We start from the raw sequence: 25,705 nt of genomic DNA, 5'->3' as shown, positions 1-25,705 counted from the left end.
GGTATCCCCCATTGTTAGCCTCGTACTACTTTATGAGCGTAATAGTAAACCTTGGCGAACTATTTTGGAGCGAGGCTTGGGATTTATTTCAGACTAGTCATTGGGGACGTTCTTAAATGACTAGTCGCAAGGGACACTCTTTCGCCACCCGGCAGTTGGGGACGCTCCTTATCTGCCCCCGATGGCTAGTCATTTAAGTCTGTCCCCAATGAATACTTTTGGTCGTTTAAGTCTGTCCCCAATGAGTAGGTGTCTAGGCGTGGGATTTGTTGTGCGTGAGGGCTAGGCCTACGGCGGCGATCGCTGCTGCGAAGAGCACGGTGACGCCCAGATCGCAGGCGATGTCGCCCAACACGGCAGACGTCAGGTCCGAAGCGAGCGCCTTGCCGATCGCGTCGTTCACCCAATACGTCGGCACAAAGTGCGCCACCGTCTGCACGGCCGAGCCCATGAGTGACAGCGGCATCCAAGCGCCGCCCAAAAACGTCATGAGCATGCCGAGCAGGTTGCCCACACCGTTGAGCAGCTCCTCACGCGCACCCAGGCTCGAAAGGGCAAAGCCAACGGCCAGAGGCGTGCACGCCAGGGCAAACGTCGCCGCCAGCGCCAGACACACACGACCCACGCCGACCTCGGCAACCGCGCCGGCAAAGCCCACGACGCCCATCATGCTCGACACAAACCAGATACAGACGGTGAGCACGGCGGCGGCCGCAAACACGGCAAGCGAACGCTGGCGCTCGGAGATTGGACCGGCATCCATACGACGCACGCGCTCGGGCTCGTTCATGCCCGAGAACACCAACCCCACCGATACGATGACCGACGAGATAATCGCGTACGCACCAAAGTTGAAATACGACTCGAGCGTGGCGGCGGCCGTCGAGTCGACCTTGACCTGCTCGATCTGGACCTCCGCGCGCTTGGCGGCGGCATGCTCAGCGGCCTTGGCAACGTCGCCGTTGGAGGCAGTGGGCTCAAACGCCGCCGCAGCGCCCGCGAGCGAGATCCAGCGCGATGCCTCGGCAGACGAAAGCGCCGCCGCCATGGTGCCGGCACCGTAGGTCACATCGAGTTTGGGCAGGGACTCCCCCGCACGGGCAGCTGCAACGAGGTCGCCCTCAAACCCCTCCGGGATAAAGAACACGCAGTCGGCGCTACCCTTGGCGCTGTTACTCTTGGAGAGCGCGTCCGCAAGGTCGTAGGTGTCGTCGCCGACGCCCGTGACCAGCTCAAAGCGCGAACCCAGATGCTTGGTAAGCGCACGCGAAAGGTCGCTGTCGTCGCGGTCGACCACGATCACGTTAGCATCGTAGGGCTTGTACTCGGTGAGCTGCGACGAGTTCCAGCTCACCGAGGCCGCGATGAATACGCCCATGAGCGAGATGAACACCGTGTAGATAAGCAGGTAGAACGGGTGCGCCAGCGCCATGCGAAGCGCGGTCTTAAAGGTGCTCATAGCGGCTCCTTCCAAAGATCAGCGTGGCGGCGGCAACGAACAGCAGCGCCATAAGGACCAGCGCGCCGGCGCGAACGGCAAAGGGACCCAGGTCCTCAAAGAAATACAGGCGGTTGAACATGTCGCAGATGAGCTTGACGGGGTTGAGCCAGCACTCGGCCGGGCAGGCGCGGGCAACGTCATCGGCGAGCGCCATTGCCGGCTCGCCGTAGAGTCCGGCGAACAGGGCGCACGTGGTGGCAAAGCCCGTGAGGATACCGGATTTGGACGCCTTGCCGCCCTTAACGGGAAGCGTGCCCACAAAGAGTCCCAGGCCCGTGGCGGCAAGCGCGGAAGCGGCACCGCCCACCAGACACAGCCCACCGCGCCCGCCAAAGTCGACGCCCACAACCAGGCGCACGTAGCCGATCGCAATCGTCATCGAAGCGAAGGAAACCAGCCACGAGCCCACAAAGATACCGGCCAGCGACGCCGTCTTGGAAAGGCCGCCCACGCAGCGACGTGCGCCAAGGCCCGACAGATTGGGCTGCAAATCGACGACGCTCAAGGCGGCAAACTCGGCAGACATCATCGCGACCAGGCCAAAGAGCGCGTAGTAGTAGATGACCGTGCCATCGGGTGTGGTGCGTGTCAGGCTTACGCGGCGGGTGCCACCCTCGAGCGACAGGGCGCGCGCAACCGCCTCCGGGTCGGCGAGCGCCGCCGGGTTGTCTTGGGCAATCTGGGACATGAGCTCGGCATTTTGCGTATACGAGCTTGCCACCGTCTCAAGGATGCTGCGGTCGGTGAGCACCGACGACGTACGTGAGCCGTCATAGCTCGAAAGCAATGTGAGCTTGGGCGTGCCCGCGGCATCGACCGTATAGATGCCCGCGACCTCGCCGGCCTTAAGCGCACGGTTCGCATCGGCTGCATCGTCGCACTCGTGGATCTCGAGCAGCTGGTCGTCGCCTTCCTTGGCAAGCGACGTCGCCACGTCCTTAAAGGTCGAGGCGCCCCAGGCCTCATCCGCCACGACAGCCACCGGCACCGGGTCGACCGTGCCGTCAGAGCTCAGATTCGCAAACATAAACATGAACATCGTGGAAAGCGCGACGGGAAAGATCGCGCCCCAAACCCACGTGCTCGGCCGGCGCAGCAGCGTCTTGACCGTGATAATAATGGTGTTAAACATGGCTGCCCCCTAGTCGCGCAGCTCGCGGCCGGTGATCTCGAGGAACACGTCGTTGAGAGTCGGCGGCTCGCTCCACACGCGGCCGAGCGCAACGTCGGCAGCGCGCAACGTGTCGAGGATGTCGACCAGGTTGTGCGGGCTCGCTTCGCAGGTGCAGACGAGCTCGCCGCCGGACAGCTCAACGCTGAGCACGTGCTCGAGAGCGCGCAGCTGCTCGACCGTGGCGGGCTCGACGGCGCCGACCTCGACGGTCACGCGCTCGCCCATCTGAATCATGCGCTTGAGCTCGTCATTGGTGCCCTGCGCCAGCACGCGCCCGCCGTCCATGATCATGATGCGGCTGCAGATCTGCTCGACTTCCTCCATGTAATGGCTGGTATACACCACCGTGGCGCCCTCGTCGCGCAGGCGGCAGATGCCCTCCAGGATGGCGTTGCGGCTCTGCGGGTCGACCGCCACCGTGGGCTCGTCAAAAAAGATGAGCTCGGGCTTGTGCGCGATACCGCAGGCAATGTTGAGCCGGCGCGCCAGACCGCCCGAGAGCTTGCCGGGGCGAAACTTGGCAAAGTCGCCCAGCCCGACAAAGTCGATGGCCTCGTCGACCAGCGCGCGACGGCGCTTGCGGTCGTTGACGTAGAGACTACAGAAATAGTCGATGTTCTCGCGCACCGTGAGCTCATCGAATACCGCCACCTGCTGCGGCACCACGCCGATGCGACGCTTGAGGTCGTAGCGGGCGGGCGTCATGCGCTCGCCGAACAGCTCGATGGCGCCCTTGTCGTAGGCGAGCAGCTGCAGGATGCAGTTGATGGACGTGGTCTTGCCCGAGCCGTTGGGGCCCAGCAGGCCAAAGATCTCGCCGGGAGCGATACTCAGGTTAAAGTGGTCGAGCGCAATAAGGTCGTCGTAGCGCTTAACGAGGTTTTCGACGTGGACGATGTCTGTCATGAGGCGGCCCTTCTGTTGCTTGCGGCCCGGTACGACTGCATCATCGCAGGAGCTGGCGGCGCGCACCAGTGAGCTTTGTCACGAGTGCGGGGCTTGGTCGCGTGGCCTGCTGACGCGACCGCCCCGCCGCGTGGGAAGAATGTCACGCTTGCTCTGAGCGGCGCCTCCCCCGTGCGCGGCATCGCGTACAATACCCGTATGAACAGGCTATTCGACAAATCGATCGTGCTGGCGTGCTGCATCGCAGCCGCCACGGGCCTTGCTGTGGATGCTCGCCTGGTCGCAGCGTTTTGCCTTGGCGTTATTGCCACCTCGCTGACCGAAGTCGCACAGGAAAACCGCGCCCGCCGTGCGAGCGAGGCCGTGAGCTACGCTTACATCATCGCGGCTGTCTTCGTGCCGCCGTTTGTGCCGTTCGCACCTCTCGCCCTCTATGACATCGCGCGGCGCGTGCGCCGTGAGCACGCCTGGATCGCGCTGGGTGTCGGCGCTGTCTTTGCCTGCGCGCTTGTCGCGGACCTTCGCGGCGGCGCGCTCACCACCCGAACGCTGCTGCTAACCGCCATCCTTTCGGTCGCCGCCACGTTGCTGTCGCTACGCACCGCGCAGCTGGAGCGCGAACAGGAACGCATGCGTCGCACCCGCGACAAGCTGCAAGAACGCGCCCTGGCACTCGAGGCACGCAACCGCGACCTCGCCGACCGCCAGGACTACGAAGTCGAGCTCGCGACGCTCGCCGAACGCGCCCGCATCGCGCGCGAAATCCACGATAACGTGGGCCACCAGCTCACGCGCGCTTCGCTTCAAACCGAAGCCCTGCGCGTGGTCCATGCCAACGAGCCCGGCGTTGCCGCCGATTTCGCCGACGTCAAATACACCGTTGACGAGGCGCTCCAGCTCGTGCGCGCCAGCGTCCACGCGCTCAACGACAATGCAACCAACCTCTCCGTGCAGCTCGAACGCATCGTTGAAGGCGCACGCTCGGACAGCGGTCCGCAGATTGAGCTTGAGGTTTTGACCGAGCATGCGCCCGCCAACGTCGCCAACTGCTTTGCGGCGGTGCTGCGCGAGGCGCTTTCCAACGCCATGCGCCACGCCCATGCCAAAACCATTACCGTGCGGTGCATGGAGCATCCGTCGTTTTACCAGTTCATCGTTACCGATGATGGCGCAGACGCGACCCCGGCGAGCAGCAGCAACGTCGCAGAAGGCATGGGGCTCGCCTCCATGCGCGAGCGCATCGAGGCGCTTGGCGGCACCTTCACCGCCGGCCCGCGTGCCGGCGCCGGCGGCTGGCGCGTGTTTGCCACCGTTCCCAAGCAGCAAGGAGATGAGGGCCGATGAGGCTCATCGTTGTCGACGACGACCGCTTGGTGGTCGATTCGCTCAAGATTATCCTGGGCGCCCAGCCGCAGATCGAGGTGGTGGGCACCGGCGCCAACGGCAACGACGCGGTTTCGCTCTATGCCGAACATGCACCCGATATCGCGCTGCTCGACATTCAGATGCCGGGACGCGACGGCCTATCGGCGGCGCGCGAAATCCTTGAGCACGACCCCGCGGCACGCGTGGTGTTTCTGACGACATTCTCGGATGACGAGTACATTGTGTCGGCGCTCAAGCTGGGCGCCCGCGGTTACCTGATCAAGACCGATGTCGCCGCCATTCCGCCAGCGTTGGCGCAGGTCATGGATGGCAAACGCGTGCTCGAGGGCAAGGCGATCGAAGATGTCGACTTTGACGGGATGGGCGACAAGACGGGCACGCCCCGCCGGCCCGCAGCCTTTGCCAGCCTGACCGACCGCGAGTTCGAAGTCGCCGAGCTCATCGCCCGCGGCCTCGATAACAAGGAGATTGCCGCCACGGCTTATATGGGAGAAGGCACGGTGCGCAACCACATCAGCTCGATCCTGGCCAAAATGGGCCTGCGCAACCGCACCCAAATCGCCATCGCCTACCTGCGAGGGTAATTACCCAACGGCCGACCGCTCCGGCATAGCAAAATGGGTGCTAGCGATTTAATACCATTTCAAAACTATGCCGGTTTACTACGATGAATCGCTCACCTTCGACCACGGCAAATTGCGCGCTTTCAAAACCGCAGGTAGAACGCTTGTGATATTTAGAAAAATGCAATCATGGTCGGGAATGTCGAATTCATCGTAGTAAACCGGCATAGCTTTGTTCGTGGCGGCCCTGCACGAGTGCCTCCGCAAGCCTTGCGGGACCAAAATGATCCGTTTTCCTCCGTCCCCGGGGGATCAGCCGGAACCGCTCGCCACGAAATCGGCCCATCTACTACGTTTGACTCGATACCCCCAACCATACCCCCGCTTTCCAGAAAATCGCAGGCGTTCTACCTGCGGTTTTGTTTTCGCGTTTTTTGGCATGGTTGGGGGTAAGGGGATAAACGTAGTAGATGGGCCGATTTCGTGGCGGCCCTTCCTCCCCTGCGCACAAAAGTACCGCCACGGAGGAGGGAGATGCCTCCGTGGCGGCTGGGGGTGGGGGTGGGGGCTATGTTTTGGCTCCCCGCCGGCGGCCCAGGGCCTTTTGGCCCCAGGCTCCGTCGACGTGCCTAGCGCTTACGGATACCCCAGACCAGGGCTCCGACGCCAGCCATGGCAATGACAAATGCCATGAGCAGCGCGGCTGCCTGCTGGTCACCCGTGGTGGGCAGATAGCCCTTAACCGTCTTGACGATGTTCGTCACGGTCTTGGGCGTGCCGGGGTCGGGCGTCGGCACGGGCGTTTCGGGCTTCTTGTACGTGTTGTTGAACACGATGCCCTCGACGCTCTTGTCGTCCTTGGTATAGGCGATGCTCGCCTTGAGGTTACCCTCGCCGTCATCGACCACGTTGACGGTCGCGGTAAAGACAGACTTGTCGTACGTCATACCGGTCTCGTCGCCCTTGACCTCGCTGATGGTGTAGACGTACGTTCCGGGCTCGTCGTACTCGAACTTGTCGAAGTTGATCTTGCCGTCGGCATCGTTGGTGACGGTGGACTCGATGTCCTCGCCAACGAGCTTAAAGCTAAACTCGTCCTTCTTGAGCTCGCGTCCCTCGAGCACCTTGATGGCACCGATGGAGACCTGAGTGGGCATGGCGTGATACTTGTTGGTAAAGCCAGCGGACTCGGTAGTTCCCTCGAGCTTGTGCGTCGCGGTCAGCGTGCCGTCGCCGTTGTCGGAGACGGTGGTCACGACGGTGTAGGTCGTGCCGTCATAGGTGACGCCCTTGTACAGGCCAAGCGCGTTGGGGCAAGCCTCATGCAGCATGTACGTGTGCGTGCCGGGCGCCTCGTAGCGGATCGGGCTCAGCGTGACGGTGCCGTTGGCGTCGTTGGTGCCACTAGCGACAACCACGCCGTCCTCGAGCAGCTCAAACGTGAACTCGCCGGCTACAAGGTCGCGTCCGGTTAGGCGCTTGACCGTCTTGACCTGGTCGGTCACGGACGAATCGGCAGGCGCCACGCTGTAGGTGTTGGTGAACGTGAAGGCCGCGCCGTCGTCGCCTTCGCGATTGACGCTCAGATGCCCGGCACCGTCGTCAGTCACGGTGTAGGAAACCTTGCGCGTGGCGTTGGCGTCGTTGGTCACGCCAGGGGCACTACCAGACTCGGTCACCGTGTAGGTAAAGGTGTGCGAGCGCGGAGTAGCGGCGGCGGACTCGTTCTCGTCCTCGGATTCATCAGCGTTAACGTCAACGTCGGCCTCGTCGGTCTCTGCCTCGTCGGCTTCGGCTTCATCGGCTTCGGCCTTGTCGGTCGCATCGTCCGTCACGCCCAGGGCGCGGTTGAGGTCCTCGAGCGTAAAGTGGATCTTGCCAAAGTCCACGTTGCCGGCCGCGTCGTTGGTTGCGGTCGTGCGCTCGGGCATCGGGGCTCCCGCCTCGTCAGCGGCCACGGTAAAGGTAAACTTGCCCGCGATGTCGGCCGGGGTCAGGCCCTCGGCAGCTTGGAGCTTCTTGGTGCCAGCGAGTGCGGCATCAACGGCATCGGTGCCGTAGACGTTTTCGAACAAGGGCTCGACGCCACCGTAGTCGACCGTTGCCGTCAGGGTACCGTCACCGTTGTCGACAACGATAACCTTAAAGCCAAAGCTCCACGTTGTAGCGGAAACGCCATTCGGCAGCCCGAATAAATCTTCGTAGGCCGTGTAGTTAATGGTCCAAGCGAGCTTACCGTCCTTGTCGGTACGATGGGCAAGCCCAGCCGCCTCAAGATTGGCAAGCATCTCGGTGTCGTAGTGCAGCGCATCAAAGCTCACATGCCCGCCGATATTAGGCTTGAGGTTTTCGTAGCCCACAAGCTCGCCCTGATAGGCAATGCCGAACCAGAACTCGCCGTCGGCCATCGGACGACCGGTCAGGGTCTTGGTGGCGACAACCTGAGCAGCGGTACCACCAGGCGTATTGGTCGTAGCGCTGTAGCTGTTGTGGAACGGAACCAGGGCACTCTCGACCTTGTTCTCACCGCTCTTGTGGACCGTCGTATGCGTACCCTCGGGACCGCCGGAGACGGTCGTCGTGGCGGTAAGCGTACCGGCACCGTCATCGGCGACGGCGATCGTCACGGTACGCACGGCGTCGTCGTAGGTGTAACCGGGCTTGCCGTCATTCTTCTCGGCTACGGTGTACGTGAAGGTCTTGCCGGCGTCAGCCTGCGTAAACTTGACCTCATGGCCAGCCAGGATGTCGATCAGGCCGACCGTTGCCTCTGCCGTCGCAGGGGACTTGAAGTTGTTGGCTCCGGGCAGCAGGCCAAGCGCGTTGGCCGAGGCCTCGTCGGCAGGCGTCACGGTAAACGTGAACTGACCCTCGGTCATAGGACGTCCGGAGAGGCTCTTGCTGAGCTTGAGGCCGCCGGCCGCGGTGTAGTTAAGCTCAGTGCGGTACGTGTTGGTGAAGCGTCCGTTTTCCTTCTTGGTGACATTGGCGGTCAGCTTGCCCTCGCCGTCCTCAGTCACGGTCACTTCGGCGGTCGCGACATGCCCGTCATACGCCATGCCGGCCGCGTTACCCGCGTTCTCGCGGATCTCGTACGTGTAGGTTCCGGCAGCCGTGTAGCGGATCTTGCCGAACTTGACGGCAGCGATGCCATCCTTCGCATCGTGCTTGTTCACGGTCACGGTTGCAGGATCGGGCAGCGGGGTGCCCTCGGCGGCGGTGACGGTAAAGCTGAACTCGTCGGAGTCCGTCCAGTCGCGACCGTCGATAGCCTTACTCAGATCAAAGTCGAGCTCTGCGTCGAGCGGGGTCACGCTGTAGGTGTTCTTGAAGGTCGCAGCCGTGGCGTCCTTCAGGACATGCTCAGCCTTGAGCGTGCCATCGCCCTTGTCGGTAATGGTGGTCTCGATGGTGTACTTGGCGTCGCCGTACGTGATGCCCTTGCTGGTGGTTCCGCCGTTGACCTCGCGCAGCGTGTAGGTATGCTTGCCGGCCTCGGTGTACTTCACGGCGTTCATCGTGATGTTGCCTTCGGCATTGTTGGTGCCGGTGGCGACGACCTTGGCGTCCTCGCCCTCGCCCTCGACGAGCTCGAAGGAGAACTCGCCGTCCTTGAGGTCGCGCCCGGTCAGGAACTTGGTCGCGGTGACCTGGTCGGTGACGCTCGTCTCGACAGGCTTCACGCTATAGGTGTTGGTGAACGTGAAGGCCGCGTTGCCATCCGGCTTGCGGGACACGTCCAGCTTACCCTTGCCGTTATCGGTCACGGTGAAGGAAACCTCGCGCGACAGCTTGGCGTCGTTGGTCACGCCGGCTACCTCGCCGGACTCGGTCACGGTGTAGGTAAAGGTGTGCTCGCGCTTTTCGGGCTTCTCGCCCAGAACCTTGTTGAGGGCGTCGAGCGTAAAGGTGATCTTGCCAAAGTCGACCTTGCCGGCCGCGTCGTTGGTTGCGGTCGTGCGCTCGGGCATCGGGGCGCCGGCCTCGTCGGGAGTCACGGTAAAGGTGAACTTGCCGGCGATGTCGGCCGGGGTCAAACCGTCAGCAACCTGCAGGTTCTTGATGCCCGCAAGCGACGCCTCGGCGTCTTTCGTATTGTAGGAGTTCTTGAACTCGATGCTCTTGACGTCCTTGGCGTCCTTCAGCTCATGCGTAGCCACCAGCTGGCCCTTGCCGTTATCGCTGATGGTCGTCACGATGGTGTAGACCGTTTCGTCGTAGGCAATGCCACCGGCGTTACCCTTGACCTCATGCAGCTTGTAGGTGTGCTGGCCGATCTCAGTGTACTTGATGGCCTTGAACGCCACCTTGCCGCTGGCGTCGTTTTTAACGGTCTCGACAGGTTTATCTTCCTTGTCCACGACTTCGAGCAGCTCAAAGCTGAACTCGCCGGCCGCAAGATCGCGCCCGGTCAGGGACTTGGTCACGTCAATCTTGTCGGTAACGCTGGACTCAACAGGCTCCGCAGTGTAAACGTTCTTGAACTCGTTCTCGCCTGCTTCGCTCCAAGTCACCTTCACGTCAGCGCTGAGCTCGCCCTTCTTGTTGGGCGTCACCGTCACGGTGATCTCCGCGACGTTCTTGCTGTAGGCAATGCCGTCAACCGTGGTCCCAGCGTTCTTCTCGCTGACCTTGTAGACATACGTACCAGGTGCCTTGTATTCGATCGTGCCGAAGTTAATGGCCGCCTTGACCTCATTCGGATCGTCATTGGTCACGGACACAGTCACGGGATCAGTCGCGGACTCGGGCATCGGGGCGTTGTTCTCGGACGTCAGCTCAAACTCAAACGCGTCCTCTTTCGTCCAGGCGCGGCCCTCGAGCACCTTGGTCAGGCCGAAGTCGGCCTTGGTGTCCACCGTCGTCGGCGTCATGTCATACTTGTAGCTGATCTTGCCGTTGTTGCCCAGGTAGGAATTGACATGCGTCGCGGTCGCCTTGGCGGATGTGTCGTTCCACTTGGGATTGAGCACGTCGGAGGCGGTACCGGTGTTGTTGCCGCCCACGCTCTTCTTGGTGGTGTGGAGCTCGTCAATAAATGCCAGGCGCGCAGTTCCGATACTAAACACCAAGTTACCGTTCTCATCGGGAACAATCGCGCCATCGGACTTCGCAGCGTCGCCGCCGATAAACTCGATGACGGCGGTGGCGGACTTGGCCTCGCCGTTCTCGCCCTGCTCCTCAAACTCATCCTTGTAGTAATACTTACCGTCAGCAGTCAGCGAGCCCTTTGCCGGCTTCGTGCATTCCTCATCCGTGTAAATGGGCGTCTGCTTCTGGAAGTAGTAGTAGCGGTTGGTGTCGGCCGGCTCAAAGGTCGCAACCGTATCACCCAACGCACCACCGCTCCACTTGTTCGCGTAGAAATTCACGGTATTGGTGCGGTCAACGACGGTCGTATTATGCTCGATGTAGTCCTTGAGCCCCGTGACCTTCTCGGGCGTAAACAGATTGTCGAGTGCAGCGCTCTTCACGCTCGAGGCGTACTTTACGCGGATAGGCTGAGCGCTGTCGACCGAGAGCTTGCCGTCTTCGTTCTTAAAGTGGCTCTGCGGAATCAACGACGCAGGGATGCTGACCGTTACGATATCGCCCTTCTGGGGATTGTCCTTGTCAGCGTGCTGCACCGTGATAAGCAGGTCTTTTGCCTTGCCGGTAAACTCGTAGGTGCCGGTATTGGTTTCCTTGTTGAACGTCTTGCTCGTCTTGGTAAACGACGTACCGTTGATGATGGCTTCGGTAAAGCCGTCGACCTGCATAAAGTCGCCCAGCTCATCGGTAAACGTAATATAGCCGGACTTGTTCGCGTCGTAACCCTTATGGATTTCGGTCGGATGAGGTGCTTCAGACGTAATGGCCTTTGAAATGTCGTCGAAGACCTTCTTGAGCTCATCGGCATTGGTCGCCGACTTGTAGAAATCGGGGTTTTCCGCACGCGTACCAAGCTGATCGCTCGTATACGACGTGGCGCTGGGATAGTTACTCGACACGGCGTGCATGAACTTGTTGACGTCACTCGTTCCCTTTTTCGAAGGGTCGGCAGTGGGATCCGCTCCACTAAAGATGCCGATGGTATAAACGGTGGCCTTGCCGTCCTTCATCTCTTTGGCAGCCGTCACGGCAGCCTTGGCGACGCCAGAATCAAACTCGCTGACGCTCGTTGGCTTGCCGTCGGTAAAGAACACAACAATCTTCTTGGCGTCTTCGCGGCCAGAAGTGATATCCCCGGCCAGTTCCAGACCATGGTCGGCATGCGTGGCGCCGGCAGGTTTGATTCCAGCAATTTTATTCTTGAGATTGGTTGCCTTGCCGCCGGAACAATCGGACAGGCCCTCCACTACCTGCGAGTAGTTGTACCAAAATTGCCCCTGCTTGTACTGGTCATTGCCGATTTTATCGGTCTTATCGCCCGCAAACTTAACAATGGCAACCCTATGTTGCCTATCGACACCCTCGATACTCTCGTTTTGCTTGGCGATGGTATCGATAAAGCTGTTGGCAGCGCTCTTGAGCGCATCGATACGCTTGGTGCGATCTCCGCCACCCATAGGATCATCCATCGAGCCAGAGGCATCCAGCACCATCACGATATCGAGCGGCGTGGTGACCGTCACGGTCGAATTGGACGTCGAGGACATCGCCGAAAGCGTAGTCAAGAAGTCCGACTCTTCGTTTTCTCCGGTTGCCTCAACCGTTTTGTCGGTCCAGATTCGGCCGACGTTTTGGGTCGTTACTTTATTGCCGCTGTGGCCGGCCGCCCATTTTTCCCAGCGTCCGCTGGTGTCGGGGTCGACGACCGTCGGTCCACTCACTGTCGGTCCGTCCATTCCTGTGCTGGACCTGGCGTTGGCCTCGGGCAGCATGGCGAATGCTGCAGCCGGCAACACCAGCACTACGGCCAGTATCACCGCCAAGAGACCCCTCGTGTACTTACTCATCGCGTCTCCCTTCTCGCGGTCTCAGACCTTGCATCAGCCTAAAGTTACGGAATGAGACACAATTAGGGCAGGTGACACATGTTCCAGATTCGGTTTTTAGGCGTGAGACAAATGTCTCACCAAAGTTGAGACACAGCGTTTTCGCAGGAAAACGGGTGCGACTCGAGATCGACTGGTCATAATGGCCCGTTTTCTTCCATCCCCAAGGGAGCAGTCGGTGGCGTCCGCCACGAAACTGGCCCATCTACTACGTTTAGCCCGGTACCCCCGACCATGCCCACGTTTTTCGAAAAACCGCAGGCGTTCTACCTGCGGTTTTGTTTTCGCGTTATTCGTCATGGTTGAGGGTAGCCGCCCAAACGTAGTAGATGGGCCCATTTCATGGCAGACGGGTCACGCAGATGTCCTCGCGAGGCCAAAATGGTCCGTTTTCCTCCGTCCCGGGGGATCAGAGGCTGCTACTGATACGGTGCCATTTCAAAACTATGCCGATTAACGGGGCTAAAGTCAGAACCCTCATCCATACCCGCGTTTTCTGAATAACCGTAAGCCGTCTACCTGCGGTTTTGATTTCGCGATTTCCGGTATGGTCGGGGGTTCGCTCTCCAGCCCCGTAAACCGGCATAGTTTTGTTCGCGACGGCCTGACCGCGCGCTTAAGCGCGGGGCCGGCGGGGCATTTTTGCCCCGCCGGCCCCCATTTCTGCGCTATTCCGGTTTGGTTTCCACCGTGGGAGTCTTGTCCGCCGCGACTGGAGTGCGGGCGGTGTCCATAGTCAGGCAGTGTTTGGGGCAGCTCTCGATGCACTCGCCGCATACCACGCAGGCATACGGGTCAATCGACCACGTTCCTCCCTTGCGATCGACCGCGAGCGCGCCCGCCGGGCAGCGACGCGCGCACATGCCACAGCAAATGCACACGTCCATGTCGTTGACGATATGCCCGCGCAAGCGCTCGGGTGCCGCGAGCTTCTCCTGCGGATAGCACACCGTTACCGGCTGCTTGACCATAGAGCCCAAGGCCGTCTTGGCAAATGTCAGCAAACTCATGCCGCGCCTACCTTTCCGTGCAGCTAATGCAGGGGTCGATGGTCAGGATAATCATGGGCACGTTGGCAAGGAGCACGCCCTGCAGCGCATGCGTCAGACCAGCCAGGTTTTGCGACGTCGGCGTGCGCACGCGGAAACGCTCCAGGTTCTTGGTGCCGTTGCCGCGCACATAGTAATACGCCTCGCCGCGCGGCTGCTCAATCACGACTTCGCCGCGCGCACCGTCGGCCGGCGTGAGCTTGGTGCGCTCGCCGATGCCGTCGTGCGGAATCTTGTCCATGAGCTCCTTGATAATGTCCATGGCCTGCGTGACCTCGGCGCAACGCACCTGGCAGCGGGCATAGCAGTCGCCGTCGGTTGCCACGATGGGCTCAAACGCGGCCAAGTCCGCATAGGCACCGTCGCCGAACATACGCACGTCGTAATCCACGCCCGAGGCGCGACCGAACGGCCCGACCATCGAAAGATCCAGCGCGTCCTTCTTGCTGATCACGCCCACGCCATGCAAGCGCTCGCCGCAGCTGGCATCATCTAAAAACGTATGCACCAGGGCCTCGTAGTCGGGGCGCATGGCATCGAGCGTCTGGACGATTCCCGCCAACTCGGAGTCCTCGATATCGTGCTTAAGGCCGCCGATCTCGTTGATCGACAGGATCACGCGCCCGCCGCAGGTGCTCTCAAAGATCTTGAGAATCTGCTCGCGCAGGGTCCACGAACGATAGAACAGCGCCTCAAAGCCAAAGGCATCGGCGAGCAGGCCCAGCCACAGCAAATGCGAGTGGATACGCGACAGCTCGTGCAAAATGGTGCGGATATACTGCACGCGTCCAGGCACCTCGATGTCGAGCATGCGCTCGCAGGCGCTGGCGTAGCCGCAGCTATGGCCCACGGCGCAGATGCCACAGATGCGCTCGGCGATGTAGCCAAACTGATGCATGTCGCGCTTTTCGGTGAGCTTCTCGAGCCCGCGGTGCACAAAACCGATCTGCGGAATTGCCTCGATAACGCGGTCGTCCTCGATCACTAGGTCCAGATGAAGCGGCTCGGGCAGCACCGGGTGCTGCGGGCCAAACGGAATAACGGAGCGATGCGCCATGGACCTTACGCCTCCTTTTTCTGCTTGTCGCGGGCGGCCTTGGCGGCAAGCGCCGCGCGGACCTTGGCCGCTTTCTCGGGATCCATGGCGGCGAGCTTTGCCTCCATCTCGGCAGCTTTAAGCGCAGCCTTGGCAGTGGCCTCGTCATGCTGGGCATCGGAGCCGGCAGCCGCAGCGGGCTGGGCAGTGGCAGCGTCCGCGGTGCCACTGCCATCTGCGGCGCCCTCCCCCGCAGTAGCCGCGGCGGCGGCCTTCTCGGCCGCGGCCTTGCGCGCCTTGGCCTCGGCAGCAGCGCGGACCTTCATGGCCTTCTCGCGCGCGGCCTTCACCTCGGGCGTGATCACGCTCATGGGCTCGGCGGTCGAGACCTGGTAGAAAAAGCCCTTAAAGTCGATTTGCATATCGGTGATGGCAAGGCCAAACAGGTCGTGCGCCTCGTTCTCAAACGGGAACACCGCCGGATAGTACGAGCTGATGGACGGGATCTCCTGGTACTGGTCGATGCCCTCGACCACCAGATTCTCAATCGCATAGCTACCGTCCTGCGCAATGTGATCCAGGGCGGCGCGGACGTTGATAAACGTATAGACCAGGCGATACGAACCGTCGTCCACGCAGCGCTCGGCGTGCATCTGCACAAAGCGCGCGCCGGCACCCTTGAGCGCCTGCACATGCGGCAGCAACTCATCGATCCCGACGGTGGTATAGATTGCCTTTTGCATTACTCGGCCTCCTTTGCAGCGGCGGGCTCGTCGGCAGCGCCGTCAGCAGCGGCGTCGGCGCCGGCCCCATCCCCGGCCCCCGCAGCGGCCACAAACCCGTCCTCGCCCAGCTCAACGCCACCGTCCCAGGTAGCGGCGCCGCCCACGGTGAGCGGATCGCCGCCGGCGCGCATCATGGCCTCCTTCTGGTCCAGAATGCCGCACGCCTCCACGATGGCATCGATCACGGTCTCGGGGCGAATGGCGCATCCGGGCGCGTACACGTCCACGGGAATCGCGCGGTCCACGCCGCCGATCACGTTGTACGCATCGCGGAACACGCCGCCCGAGCACGCGCAAATGCCGCACGCCACCACGCACTTGGGCTCGAGCATCTGGTTGTAGATCTGGCGCACGACGGGCAGGTTCTGCGCATTGACCGAACCCGTCACCAAAAAGATGTCCGCATGCTTGGGGTTGCCGGTGTTGACCACGCCAAAGCGTTCCGCATCGAACAGCGGCGTGAGCGAGGCCAGCACCTCGATATCGCATCCGTTGCAGCTCGAGCCGTCGTAATGAATAACCCACGGCGAGCGCGACATTTTATGATCCATAAACGCCGCCTCCTAAATAAACACGTCGACGAGGATGGGCATAAGGTTGAGCAGGCCAAACACCAGCGCCACGCCCCAGCCAAGCTTAAAGCAGCTGCGCCAGGTGCTACGGGCGAAGGTGTTGTCGATCAGCACCTCGACAAAATACGTCGCGGCCATCACGACCAGGGCAACCACCCAGCTCACCGGGTTGTCCCAGACAAAGAACATGCCCACCCACATCAAAAACAGCACGGTCTCGCACCAGTGCATAAGGGTCATCTTGGCCAGCGTACTGCCGCTCATCTCGGTGGCGACGCCCTGGACGATCTCCTGATGTGCGTGGTGCGAGTACGAAAGGTCGAACGGCGACTTGCGCAGCTTGATGGTGAGCACCGCGAGCAGCGCGAGGAAAATGGGCGCACTGTACACGATGATGGGAGCGGACTGCCCCGTCACGGCGATGGAATCGAAGCTATCGGTGGCAAGATACAGGCCCACGCTCATCAGCAGAACGGCGGGCTCGTAACTCATTACCTGCAGCAACTCGCGGTCGGCGCCAACCTGGGCAAACGGGCTTTGCGTCGAGGCGGACGCCAGCACCACAAAGATCGCGGCGAGCGTAACCATAAAGGCGCACAGCAGCGTGTTGGAACCCGACACAAAGATGCCGCCGCCCACGACGGTAAAGATGAGCGCGCATGCCATATAGGTGTCGTCCATGGTGTTTACGCTGGCAGGGGCCTTGCGCAGCAGCTTGGCAACGTCGTAGAAGGGCTGCAGCAGGCGCGGGCCCACGCGGCCCTGCATACGGGCCGAAAGTTTGCGGTCAAGGCCGTCGATCAGGCCGCCCACAAGCGGCGCCAGCAAGGCAAACGCCACGGTGCCAATAAAAATGCCCACGACGCCCGAGCCTTCGAAATACTTGCCGCGCAGCACCGAGGGCGCGCTCATGGCAAGTCGCTCGGGCCCAATCCACGCGCAACACAGCAGCGCAAACAAGATAATGCTGCAGCACACGACGCTACCCACGGGGCTAATACGCTTCTCGCCAAGGGCGTCCTCCGAGTACCAATTGCGCTTTTCGGCCTTTACCTCGTGTCCCATCGAGCCGCGGAAATGACGATAGCTCTCGGTTCCAACGCCCGAAAGGTACACGTTGACGTGCGGCTTGTTGCTCACGCGGAACGAGGTCAGCAGCACCACGGCGATAAACGCCACGATGACCACCATCAGATACATGGCGTCCTTGCCAATAACGTACGGCACGCGGCCAAACACCATGGCAAGGTAAGGCGAAACCAGGCCGCTCGAAATAATCGGGAACGCCACGCAGCACAGCACCAGCAGTGCGGCGATGGTGTTGAGCGCCATCCATTCGGTCTTATGGACATTGACCTCAACGTTTTGAGCCGTGGGGTCGACGCCCGAAAGCTTGGCCAGCCACTTACCCCAAAAGAAGAACGTTGCGGCCGAGCCAAAGGCAAGCACCATGATCATGAGCACGTTGCCGGTCTGCGCGAACGCCACCAGGGCGCCCCACTTGGACACGAGCATGCCAAACGGCGCCACAAACATGCCCATGATGCCCAGCATCATCAGACGCGTCAGGTGCGGCATGCGGCTGAACATACCGTCCATATCCTCGATGTTGCGGCTGCCGATATGGTGCTCGGCCGTGCCCACGCACAGGAACAGCAGCGACTTGGCCACCGTATGGAACAGGATTAGGAAGATGGCCGCCCATACGGCCTCGGGTGCGCCGACACCCAAGCAGGCACTGATGAGGCCCAAGTTGGAAATTGTGGAGTACGCGAGCACGCGTTTGGCGTTGCTCTGCGAGATGGCCATGAGGGCAGCGAGCAAAAACGTGATGGCACCCACACTCGTGACCATAAAACCGGTCACGGGATAGATGGCATAGAGCGGGCTGAGCTTGACCATCAGGAACACGCCGGCTTTGACCATGGTGGACGAGTGCAGCAGGGCGCTCGTGGGCGTGGGGGCAACCATGGCACCCAACAGCCAAGTGTGGAACGGCATCTGTGCGGCCTTGGTGAGTGCGGCGAGCGACAGCAGAACGACCGGCATCACCAGTAGCGCGGATTGCACGGTTCCGGCGCCGGAAAGCTCGATCATGCCCGAGATGGTCAACGGCATACCGTTAACGTGCAGGAACATGAGTCCGGCCAAAAACGCGATGCCGCCCAGCATGTTAAGGATGATCTGGGTGAAGGCGTTCTTGATGGCCTCGGGCGTGCGCGTGTAGCCAATCATGAGGAACGAGCACACGGTGGTGATTTCCCAGCCGCAGAACAGCCACTCAAGGTTATCGCTCGTCACGATGACGAACATGGCCGAGAGGAACAGGAACATAAGCGCCAGGAACTGCGGGCGACGGTCGGGCGCGGTCTGCCCGCGCAGCGCGGCCTCGTGCTCGTCATGAGCCTGGAAGTCCTTCATGTAGCCCAGGGCATACACGCAGATGAGGCTGCCGACAATGCCAACGGCGAGGACCATGATCACGCTCATGTAGTCCAGGTAGAGCGGCGTCGCCGTGACGGCTTCGGCCGCGGGCAGCGTCATGGCTGCAAAGGCGAGCGAGCCCACCAGCTGGACTATGCCGAGCACCGTGGTGAGCGCGTTCCTATATTTATACGCGTTGTACAGGATGACGGCGCACAGGATGACATCGATGGCGGAGCTGATGATCGAGAGCACATGCGAGGTGCCGGGGGCAACCTCAAAGCTCTGCGGACCCGTGCCAAAAAACAAGACGGCGACTACAACTGTCACCGCCATAATAATGCCGGAGCCTACAAGCCCCACCGCATCGCGGGCGCGGTCACCGCGCGCGAGCAGCATGCCCAGCGCCGGTACCAGCGGAAACAGGGTAAGGAAATACAGTAGCGTCATACCATCACTCCCCCATGCAAAAACGCTGCAATTGTTTAACGTTATAGCTCAATTGAGGAGTAGCGGCGGCGGGTTTTCGGTCAACTGGGGAGTTTTAGGCGTACGGGGCAAGGGCACGTCCGCTTTGGAGCAGAGAGGCGACGCTCCCCCTATCGCAGCGACAGGTGCGCGGGCCACTGCTCGCAGTTTATTGACCACTTTGGAGGATGTCCCGACAGGCTCGCGCCGGTCCAAAAAGTTGGCGCGGCAAGAAAAATGCGCCCCTGTGGGCGCACCATCCCGTTTGCTATTCCGCCTTTTTAACGCGCGGCTTGCGACCGCGCGGCTTATCGACCAGTGCGGACTCACCGCTCTCGCGGTACTGACGGCACCAAGCCTTGACCGAAGACTCGCTGGGAATCTTGTGCTTGATCATGGCCTCGCGAACCGTCAAGCCGTTTTCCAAGCGGTCCTTAACCACAGCGAGCTTTACGTCGTACGAATAGGTGTGATGATGCGAGCCGGCATTGAGAACGGCGTCGGCACCGCCCACGGCATACGCGCGGGCCCACTGACGAGCCGTGGCCTGGGGAATGCCAAGCTCCGCGGCGAGGGCGCGATGACCGACCCCCTCTTGAAGGATCTCGACGGCGCGCTGCCTAACCTCGGGCGCATGCGTGCGAGTCCTAGTTGCTTCCGACATACCTGCCACTTCTTAGCCTTAACCGTTAATCTGCTTTCTTACGTGCAAGTTAGATAGTAGCATTTTACCGTTTGCTCAAAGCAGTTAATTAAAATAGACGCGGCGTTATCTGGGCATTTGGCACCAAATTACGACATTTCTTTATCGATTATTTACGCTGGTAGCTGACTCGCAGCTAATCGTCATTCGCTTGTCAACAAAATTGGCATCTCCTTATATCCTTTGGTATAGAGGATATAGTTATTAACCCCTCCCCCAATAATTTTGAGTGATCTGCAAGGCAGTAGACGTCCTCACTCCTCATGATTACCGCGCATTGCCATCCACCGGAGCAAAACAAAAAGGGCGGGACCTGCTGCGCTTGCAGGCCCCGCACCGATTGACACCCGACGGGACACAGCCGGGCGAAACGGATCCGCGCTACCGTCCCGCCTGGCCGCGATGTTCAACTACAGCTCGTTGGCCGCGCGATATGCCGTGCGAATGGCGCTCGCAATGTCGGCGGTGCGCTCGCCCGAGCAGTCGCCCACGCAGGTCACGGGCACCGTCACGCCATCCAGGTCAAATGCGTTGGCCTTGGAGCCCACGGCCATCACCACGTAATCGCAGGCGATCTTCACCGGCTCCTCGGCGCCGTCCTCGGTGGTGCGAACAGCCTCCACACCCTCGTCGGTAATGGCGGTCAGGCGGGTCTTCACGTGCTGCTCCACGTTGTGCTCGGCAAAGTCGCTCATGATCAGCGGCAGAATGGTCTCGGACTCGCCCGCGGCAATCTTGTCGAGCATCTCCACGATCGCCACCTCGCAGCCATGCTGCAGCAGGTACTCGGCAGTCTCGGTGCCCACCAGGCCACCGCCAATGACGGCGACGCGCCCGCTGAGCTCCACCTTGCCGGCCAGCACGTCCCAGCTCGAGACGACCTTCTCCGAGTCGGCACCCGGAACGGGGATGACCACGTCGTGTGCGCCCACAGCCACAATCGCGGCGTCGGCGGCGTTGAGGTCCTCAGCGGTAGCGGCATGGTTGAGCTCAACCTTCACTCCCAGGCCGGGCAGAATCTTCTCGTAGTACTCAACCGAGCGCATGATCTCGTCCTTGCGCGGAGGCGCGGCCGCCAGCACAATCTGACCGCCCAGATGATCGCTCGCCTCGTAGACGGTCACACCGTAGCCGCGCTTGGCCGCCACGCGTGCGGCCTCCAGGCCGGCAATACCGCCGCCCACCACGGCGATCTTCTTGTCGCCCTCGCCCGGCTTGATGGCGATGGTCGCCTCGTCGCCGTTCTCGGCGTTGAGCACGCACGAGATGTACTTGCGATTTTGAATCGCGTCGACGCAGCCCTTGTTGCAGTTGAGGCACTCGCGGATGGGCTCGCCGGTCGCGGCCTTCAGCGCGATGTCGGGGTCGCACATGAGCGAGCGGCCATAGGCGATGATGTCTGCCGAGCCGTCCTCCAGGATCTTCTCGCCGGCCTCGACCGAAACCACGCGGCCGACGGTTGCCACCGGCACGGAGACCAGGGCCTTGACGCGCTCGGCCACGGGCAGCGTCCAGTTGTAGGGCATGGCGCCCATGGGCGGAATGGTGTCGCCCATGTTGCCGGTGTGGTTTGCCTGCGCGACCTGGATCATGTCGATGCCGGCGCCCTCGAGCAGCTTGGCAAACTCGCAGGCCTCGTCGGGCTGCAGACCACCCTTGCCGCGCGGCGTGCCGTCGGGGTTCTCCATGATCACGGGAAGCTTGTACTCCACCATCAGCTGCGGCGCGGCCTCCTTAATGGCGGCGACGACCTCCAGCGCGTAGCGAACGCGGTTCTGGAACGAGCCGCCGTACTCGTCGGTGCGCTGGTTGAGGAGGGCCGAACATAGCGAACCCACCAAGCGGTCGCCGTGGACCTCGATGGCGTCGATCCCGGCCTGCTGCGCGCGAGCGGCCGAGGCAGCGATGGCCTCCTTGATCTGGGTGAGTTGCTCCACACTCGCCTCGTTCACAAAGTGCTGCATGTCGTGGTGCAGCTTGGCGTAGGCCTGGTTGCGGATCTCGTTGGACTCGGCCATCTTGGCGGCAAAGGTCTCCTCGTCGCCGGCGACCTTGGCCTCCTGCGCGGCCTTGGCGGCGGCCATGGATCCCATGACCATGCGGCCGACACCGGGCACATCGTACTCGGGATGGAACAGCTGCAGCGCGACCTTGGCACCGTGCTTGTGAACGGCGTCGGCCAGCGCCTTAAACGTGGGGATCTGGGCGTCGGTCGCCAACTTGGGCGTGGGGCTTGCGGTCATAACGGGAGCAACGTCGCCGATGACGATGTAGCTCACGCCGCCACGGGCCAGGCGCTCGTAAAAAGCCAGGCTGCGCTCGCCAATGGAACCGTCGCGCTCCTCGTAGCCAGTGGTCAGCGGCGGAAACATAATGCGGTTTTTGAGCTCAAGGGGGCCAACCGTAATGGGCTGGAGCAGCTTGGATACAGGTGCGGTCATGGACATTCCTCTCTTGTAGGCGCGGCGGCGATGATGCCGCGTAGTTGTCTAGAGGATATGTCATAGGAATACAACAGCGCAACGGAAATCGGCGGACAGCAGGTAGCGGCAGGTGGATGGGGCAGGGCGGCCCGCCGGTTTATCTCAATCTGTAACAGTTACGCGGCAAAACCGGGTCTTACTGTTACAGATCGAGACAAACCAAACCCGCCTGCTAGAAAATCTCAATCTGTAACGGTTACTCGGCAAAAACCGTCCCTCGTGTTACAGATTTAGACAAACACGACCAAGCCCACCGGTATATCTCGATCTGTAACACCTAGCCGCCCAAATCGGGTCTAGATGTTACAGATCGAGATTTTGTTTGAGAGGCCGAGAATTGGATCGAAAACACGGTCCCGAAATAATCAAAACCACCCCTAAAAGGGGTGGTTTGCTCTTAGGGTATAACCCTTGGATTTCCGGCACGCGTCTAAAGGCGCCGGCCCTCACGGGGTTCGGGCCGCACTGCAGATTGACCCGTGGCGGGCCGGTCAAACCGGCGCTATTTACGCCCCGGCCCCCTGCCGAAGGGGTCCTCGTACTCCTTGACGCTCAGCCGGTCGAGCGCGATGTCGGCCTTCTCCTGCTCCCGGATGTACTTCGCGATCGTGGCCTCGTTCAGGCCGACCGTGGACACGTAGTAGCCCTCGGCCCAGAACTTCCTGTTGCCGAACTTGTACTTCATGTTCGCGTGCTTGTCGAATATCATCAGCGAGCTCTTCCCCTTCAGGTAGCCCATCACGCTCGATACGCTGTACTTCGGCGGTATCGCCAGCAGCATGTGGACGTGGTCAGGCATCAGGTGCCCCTCGATTATCTCGATCCCCTTGTACTCGCACAGCTTCCTGAGGATCTCCCCCATGTCGCTCCTGATTTGGCTGTAGATCACTTTGCGCCTATACTTCGGCGTGAACACGACGTGGTACTTGCACATCCACTTCGTGTGGGAAAGGCTGTAGGCCTTCTGGGCCATACGCCACCACCGCCCTCTCGACTCGGATTCCTTGCGGCCTGAACAATCGCAAGTGTCCGGCGAGGGGGCGGCTTTGTAAAGCTGTTTGGCCCCACCCGCATAGCGGGTGGTTTCCGATGCGGCGCGCTGCGCGCCCCGCACAGGCTAAAGCCTCTAACAAAAAAGCTCGCCGGCTAGGCCGACGAGCTGCAAGTTCTTGGTCGCGGGGGCAGGATTTGAACCTACGACCTCCGGGTTATGAGCCCGGCGAGCTACCAGACTGCTCCACCCCGCAATGTCTGGGCGCTTCATGTGCGCAAGAAAGAATATTACGCGGGAGTTCGGTAAGCGGCAAGGAAAATCTCGTAGAGCATAATTCCTTCATATTTAAAACCCCTCAGCCCCTATCACCGTAAACGAATCGCAGCCGAGCGCCGTCGGCGGCGCGTATACAATGGTGCGCGTCCTTTTATGCCAACACTGGGAGTAGACATGCTGCTCGCTATCGATATGGGAAACACGCAGACGGCCATGGGCCTGTTTGACGGAGACGAGCTGGTGCAGTCGTGGCGTATGCCCACCGACCGCTCCTATACCGCCGACGAGATCCACGTGCGCCTGATGGGTTTCTTTAAGATGTACGGCCTTTCGCTCGATGCGGTCGACGCAATCGCCTTTGCGGGCGTGGTGCCGCAGCTCTCGCGCGAGTGGCACGCCGTGGCCGACCGCATTGCCGCGGACGCCATCGTCATCGGGCCGCAGACGGCCGCGGTGACCAAGCTGCGCGCGGCGCGCCCCCAGGCCGTAGGTGCCGATCGCGTCGCCAACGCCGTTGCGGCCGAGACTTTCTACGGCGCGCCGGCAATCGTGGTGGACTTTGGCACCGCGACCAATATCGACGTCATCGATGAGGACGGTTATTACATTGGCGGAGCGATCGCGCCGGGCATCCGCATCTCCATGGACGCGCTTGCCGCCCGTGCCGCCAAGCTCGCCAGCGTGCCGCTCGAGGCGCCCGAGCACGCCATCGGCCGCGATACCGAGGAGTGCATCAAGGTCGGCGCCGTAACGGGCGCCGCCGCCATGGCTGAGGGCCTGGTCGCGCGCATGAAGCGCGAGCTGGGCCGCGAGGATGCCACCGTTATCGCCACGGGCGGTCTCGCCAGCATCGTCGCCGATTCGACCGATGCCTTCGACGTGGTCGACGGACAGCTCACCATCAAGGGTATCTGCGAAATCTACCGCCGCATGCAGGAGCTGGGATAGGACAGGGGCTTAAGTCGAGCACGAGCGCGAGCGGCGAACTAGGCAACGCATCGGCCCTATTCCTCAAAATCGAAAGATTTTCAGTTTTGAGGAATAGGGCTTTCTGCTAGGCCTCGTCGCACAGCCACCTCGCCAGGTCCACGATCTGCACCCCATTGCGGTCCGTGGCCTCGTGATGCGTGCGGGCGAGAATCATCTTGGGGTACGCGTCGCCAATGCTCAGCAGTGGTGAAATCTCGCGTTCAAATGTCTTATCCGAGCTGATGTCGTCGCTCACCTGAATGTAGAGCTTCTCGCTTCGCTTGATTGCTACAAAGTCTATTTCCTTTTTATAGAGCACGCCGACGTATACCTCGTATCCGCGGCGCAGCAGCTCGATTGCCACCATGTTCTCGTATACGCGTCCCCAATCCATATCACGTGTACCGAGCAGCGCGTATTTGAACGCGTGGTCTGCCAGGTAATACTTCTCGCCGCTCTTAAGGTATTTTTTGCCGCGGATGTCGTACCGACGAACTTTATAGAAGGCAAACGCATCGCACAGGCACCCCATGTACGTGCCGACCGTCTTGTTCGTTATCTTTAGCCCATCCGCGTTCAAAATATCCGTAATGTTACGTGCCGACGTTATGTTGGATACGTTGTCCATCATGTAATCGGCAATGCGCAGCAGCGCCGATTCGTTTCTCACGTTATGCCGCTGCACGATATCTCTCACGATGAGCGTTTTGAAGACATTGGAGAGATATTGATAACGCTGCTCCTGCAGTGGATAAGGGTAGGAGCCGGACATACCGCCGGTTCTCGCGTACTCATCGAAGTCGCGGTCGACCTCGCCCTCGTCGCCATAGAGTCGATACTCCTCAAACGAGAATGGGAAAACCTCGATCTCGAACGTACGCCCCGTAAAGAGCGTCGACAGATCGCTCGACAGCAAAAAGGCATTCGATCCGGTAATGAATATGTCGTACTGCTCGGATGCGTGGAGGCTGTTGATCGCACGCTCAAAACCGTCGCACATCTGAACTTCATCGATAAGCAGAAAGTTTTGTTTGCCGGACACTCGATGCTCTTCTACATAGGCGAGCAGCGCGTGATACTCGAGCAGATTCTCGAACTCATCGAGGTTGTAGTTGATATGGATGACATTCGAATTGGACAGATTTGCCTCCACGTAATCGCGGAGGGCCTCGAGCAATTTTGATTTACCGCTACGACGGATGCCCGTGATGACCTTGATGTCCGGCACGCCAATAAGGCTCGTCAACGTGTCCATATATGACGTTCTATTGATGAGTTTCATTGGGGCCTCCTCGCGGTCTTTTATCGCTATTCCTCAAAATTGAAAAATTTTCAGTTTTGAGGAATAGGCTCTATAGCGAATATACCTCGCGAAAGACCGAGCTGCCTTAATCCTATTCCTCAAAAACGAAAATTTTTCAGTTTTGAGGAATAGGGCG

Annotated in this window: 16 protein-coding genes and 1 tRNA gene; 3 read left to right on the top strand and 14 right to left on the bottom strand. The window is 60.8% G+C overall.

Annotated elements, in window-relative coordinates; genetic code table 11:
• Nucleotides 1-253 precede the first annotated feature (253 nt).
• The 3 genes from KSY82_RS01130 to KSY82_RS01120 are packed head-to-tail and all read right to left on the bottom strand — an operon-like array spanning nt 254 to nt 3,581.
• Entirely contained in the window at nt 254-1,459 is a 1,206-nt protein-coding gene (locus KSY82_RS01130) for an ABC transporter permease (RefSeq protein ID WP_217749912.1), read from the bottom strand.
• Nucleotides 1,446-2,633, bottom strand: coding sequence for an ABC transporter permease (locus KSY82_RS01125; RefSeq protein WP_217749911.1), 1,188 nt, complete (start codon nt 2,631-2,633; stop codon nt 1,446-1,448). Before KSY82_RS01125 ends, KSY82_RS01130 begins: the two co-directional genes overlap by 14 nt.
• 9 nt (nt 2,634-2,642) lie before the next feature.
• Nucleotides 2,643-3,581, bottom strand: a complete 939-nt coding sequence (locus KSY82_RS01120) for an ABC transporter ATP-binding protein (RefSeq protein ID WP_217749910.1) — start codon at nt 3,579-3,581, stop codon at nt 2,643-2,645.
• A gap of 198 nt (nt 3,582-3,779) precedes the next feature.
• Here KSY82_RS01120 and KSY82_RS01115 point away from each other — a divergent pair, with 198 nt between their 5' ends.
• Together KSY82_RS01115 and KSY82_RS01110 are read left to right on the top strand one after the other, a co-directional pair.
• A complete protein-coding gene (locus tag KSY82_RS01115) occupies nt 3,780-4,925 on the top strand; it encodes a sensor histidine kinase (protein WP_217749909.1) in 1,146 nt (381 codons plus the stop codon).
• Nucleotides 4,922-5,551, top strand: coding sequence for a response regulator (locus KSY82_RS01110; RefSeq protein WP_217749908.1), 630 nt, complete (start codon nt 4,922-4,924; stop codon nt 5,549-5,551). Before KSY82_RS01115 ends, KSY82_RS01110 begins: the two co-directional genes overlap by 4 nt.
• A gap of 608 nt (nt 5,552-6,159) precedes the next feature.
• Here KSY82_RS01110 and KSY82_RS01105 read toward each other — a convergent pair.
• The 10 genes from KSY82_RS01105 to KSY82_RS01060 form a co-directional block, all read right to left on the bottom strand.
• Nucleotides 6,160-12,468, bottom strand: a complete 6,309-nt coding sequence (locus KSY82_RS01105; protein WP_217749907.1) for a Spy0128 family protein — start codon at nt 12,466-12,468, stop codon at nt 6,160-6,162.
• A 707-nt stretch (nt 12,469-13,175) separates the two neighbouring features.
• Entirely contained in the window at nt 13,176-13,517 is a 342-nt protein-coding gene (locus KSY82_RS01100) for a 4Fe-4S dicluster domain-containing protein (protein ID WP_055251494.1), read from the bottom strand.
• A 7-nt stretch (nt 13,518-13,524) separates the two neighbouring features.
• Nucleotides 13,525-14,613 carry a hydrogenase large subunit gene (locus KSY82_RS01095; RefSeq protein ID WP_217749906.1) on the bottom strand — a complete coding sequence of 363 codons (1,089 nt, stop codon included), beginning with the start codon at nt 14,611-14,613 and terminating at the stop codon, nt 13,525-13,527.
• Nucleotides 14,614-14,618: 5 nt separating this feature from the next.
• Nucleotides 14,619-15,335, bottom strand: coding sequence for an NADH-quinone oxidoreductase subunit C (locus KSY82_RS01090; protein ID WP_217749905.1), 717 nt, complete (start codon nt 15,333-15,335; stop codon nt 14,619-14,621).
• Nucleotides 15,335-15,928 (bottom strand): NADH-quinone oxidoreductase subunit B family protein, encoded by a 594-nt coding sequence (locus KSY82_RS01085; protein WP_217749904.1) that lies wholly within the window; start codon nt 15,926-15,928, stop codon nt 15,335-15,337. The genes KSY82_RS01090 and KSY82_RS01085 overlap by 1 nt, the downstream gene beginning before the upstream one ends.
• 12 nt (nt 15,929-15,940) lie before the next feature.
• Nucleotides 15,941-18,823, bottom strand: coding sequence for a proton-conducting transporter transmembrane domain-containing protein (locus tag KSY82_RS01080; RefSeq protein WP_217749903.1), 2,883 nt, complete (start codon nt 18,821-18,823; stop codon nt 15,941-15,943).
• A gap of 286 nt (nt 18,824-19,109) precedes the next feature.
• Nucleotides 19,110-19,505, bottom strand: a complete 396-nt coding sequence (locus KSY82_RS01075; RefSeq protein WP_006235758.1) for a helix-turn-helix domain-containing protein — start codon at nt 19,503-19,505, stop codon at nt 19,110-19,112.
• Nucleotides 19,506-19,954: 449 nt separating this feature from the next.
• The gene (bilR, locus tag KSY82_RS01070; protein WP_254881650.1) at nt 19,955-21,985 is read right to left on the bottom strand and encodes a bilirubin reductase, long form; all 2,031 of its coding nucleotides are present in this window, start codon (nt 21,983-21,985) and stop codon (nt 19,955-19,957) included.
• A gap of 544 nt (nt 21,986-22,529) precedes the next feature.
• Entirely contained in the window at nt 22,530-23,000 is a 471-nt protein-coding gene (tnpA, locus tag KSY82_RS01065; protein WP_217749901.1) for an IS200/IS605 family transposase, read from the bottom strand.
• A 197-nt stretch (nt 23,001-23,197) separates the two neighbouring features.
• Nucleotides 23,198-23,274: transfer RNA gene (locus tag KSY82_RS01060), tRNA-Met, on the bottom strand.
• A gap of 197 nt (nt 23,275-23,471) precedes the next feature.
• On the opposite strand from KSY82_RS01060, the gene KSY82_RS01055 reads away from it, so the two are divergent.
• Nucleotides 23,472-24,245: a type III pantothenate kinase gene (locus KSY82_RS01055; protein WP_158554584.1), complete on the top strand. Its 774-nt coding sequence runs from the start codon at nt 23,472-23,474 to the stop codon at nt 24,243-24,245.
• 106 nt (nt 24,246-24,351) lie between these two features.
• Here the strand turns inward: KSY82_RS01055 and KSY82_RS01050 are convergent, their stop codons facing one another.
• Entirely contained in the window at nt 24,352-25,548 is a 1,197-nt protein-coding gene (locus KSY82_RS01050; protein ID WP_217749900.1) for an ATP-binding protein, read from the bottom strand.
• Between the last annotated feature and the right edge of the window lie 157 nt (nt 25,549-25,705).

Source organism: Collinsella aerofaciens (assembly GCF_019131995.1).
GTDB classification, from domain to species: domain Bacteria; phylum Actinomycetota; class Coriobacteriia; order Coriobacteriales; family Coriobacteriaceae; genus Collinsella; species Collinsella aerofaciens_S.
Note: the sequence above shows the minus strand (reverse complement) of the source record. Positions and strands in the feature narration are given on the sequence as shown.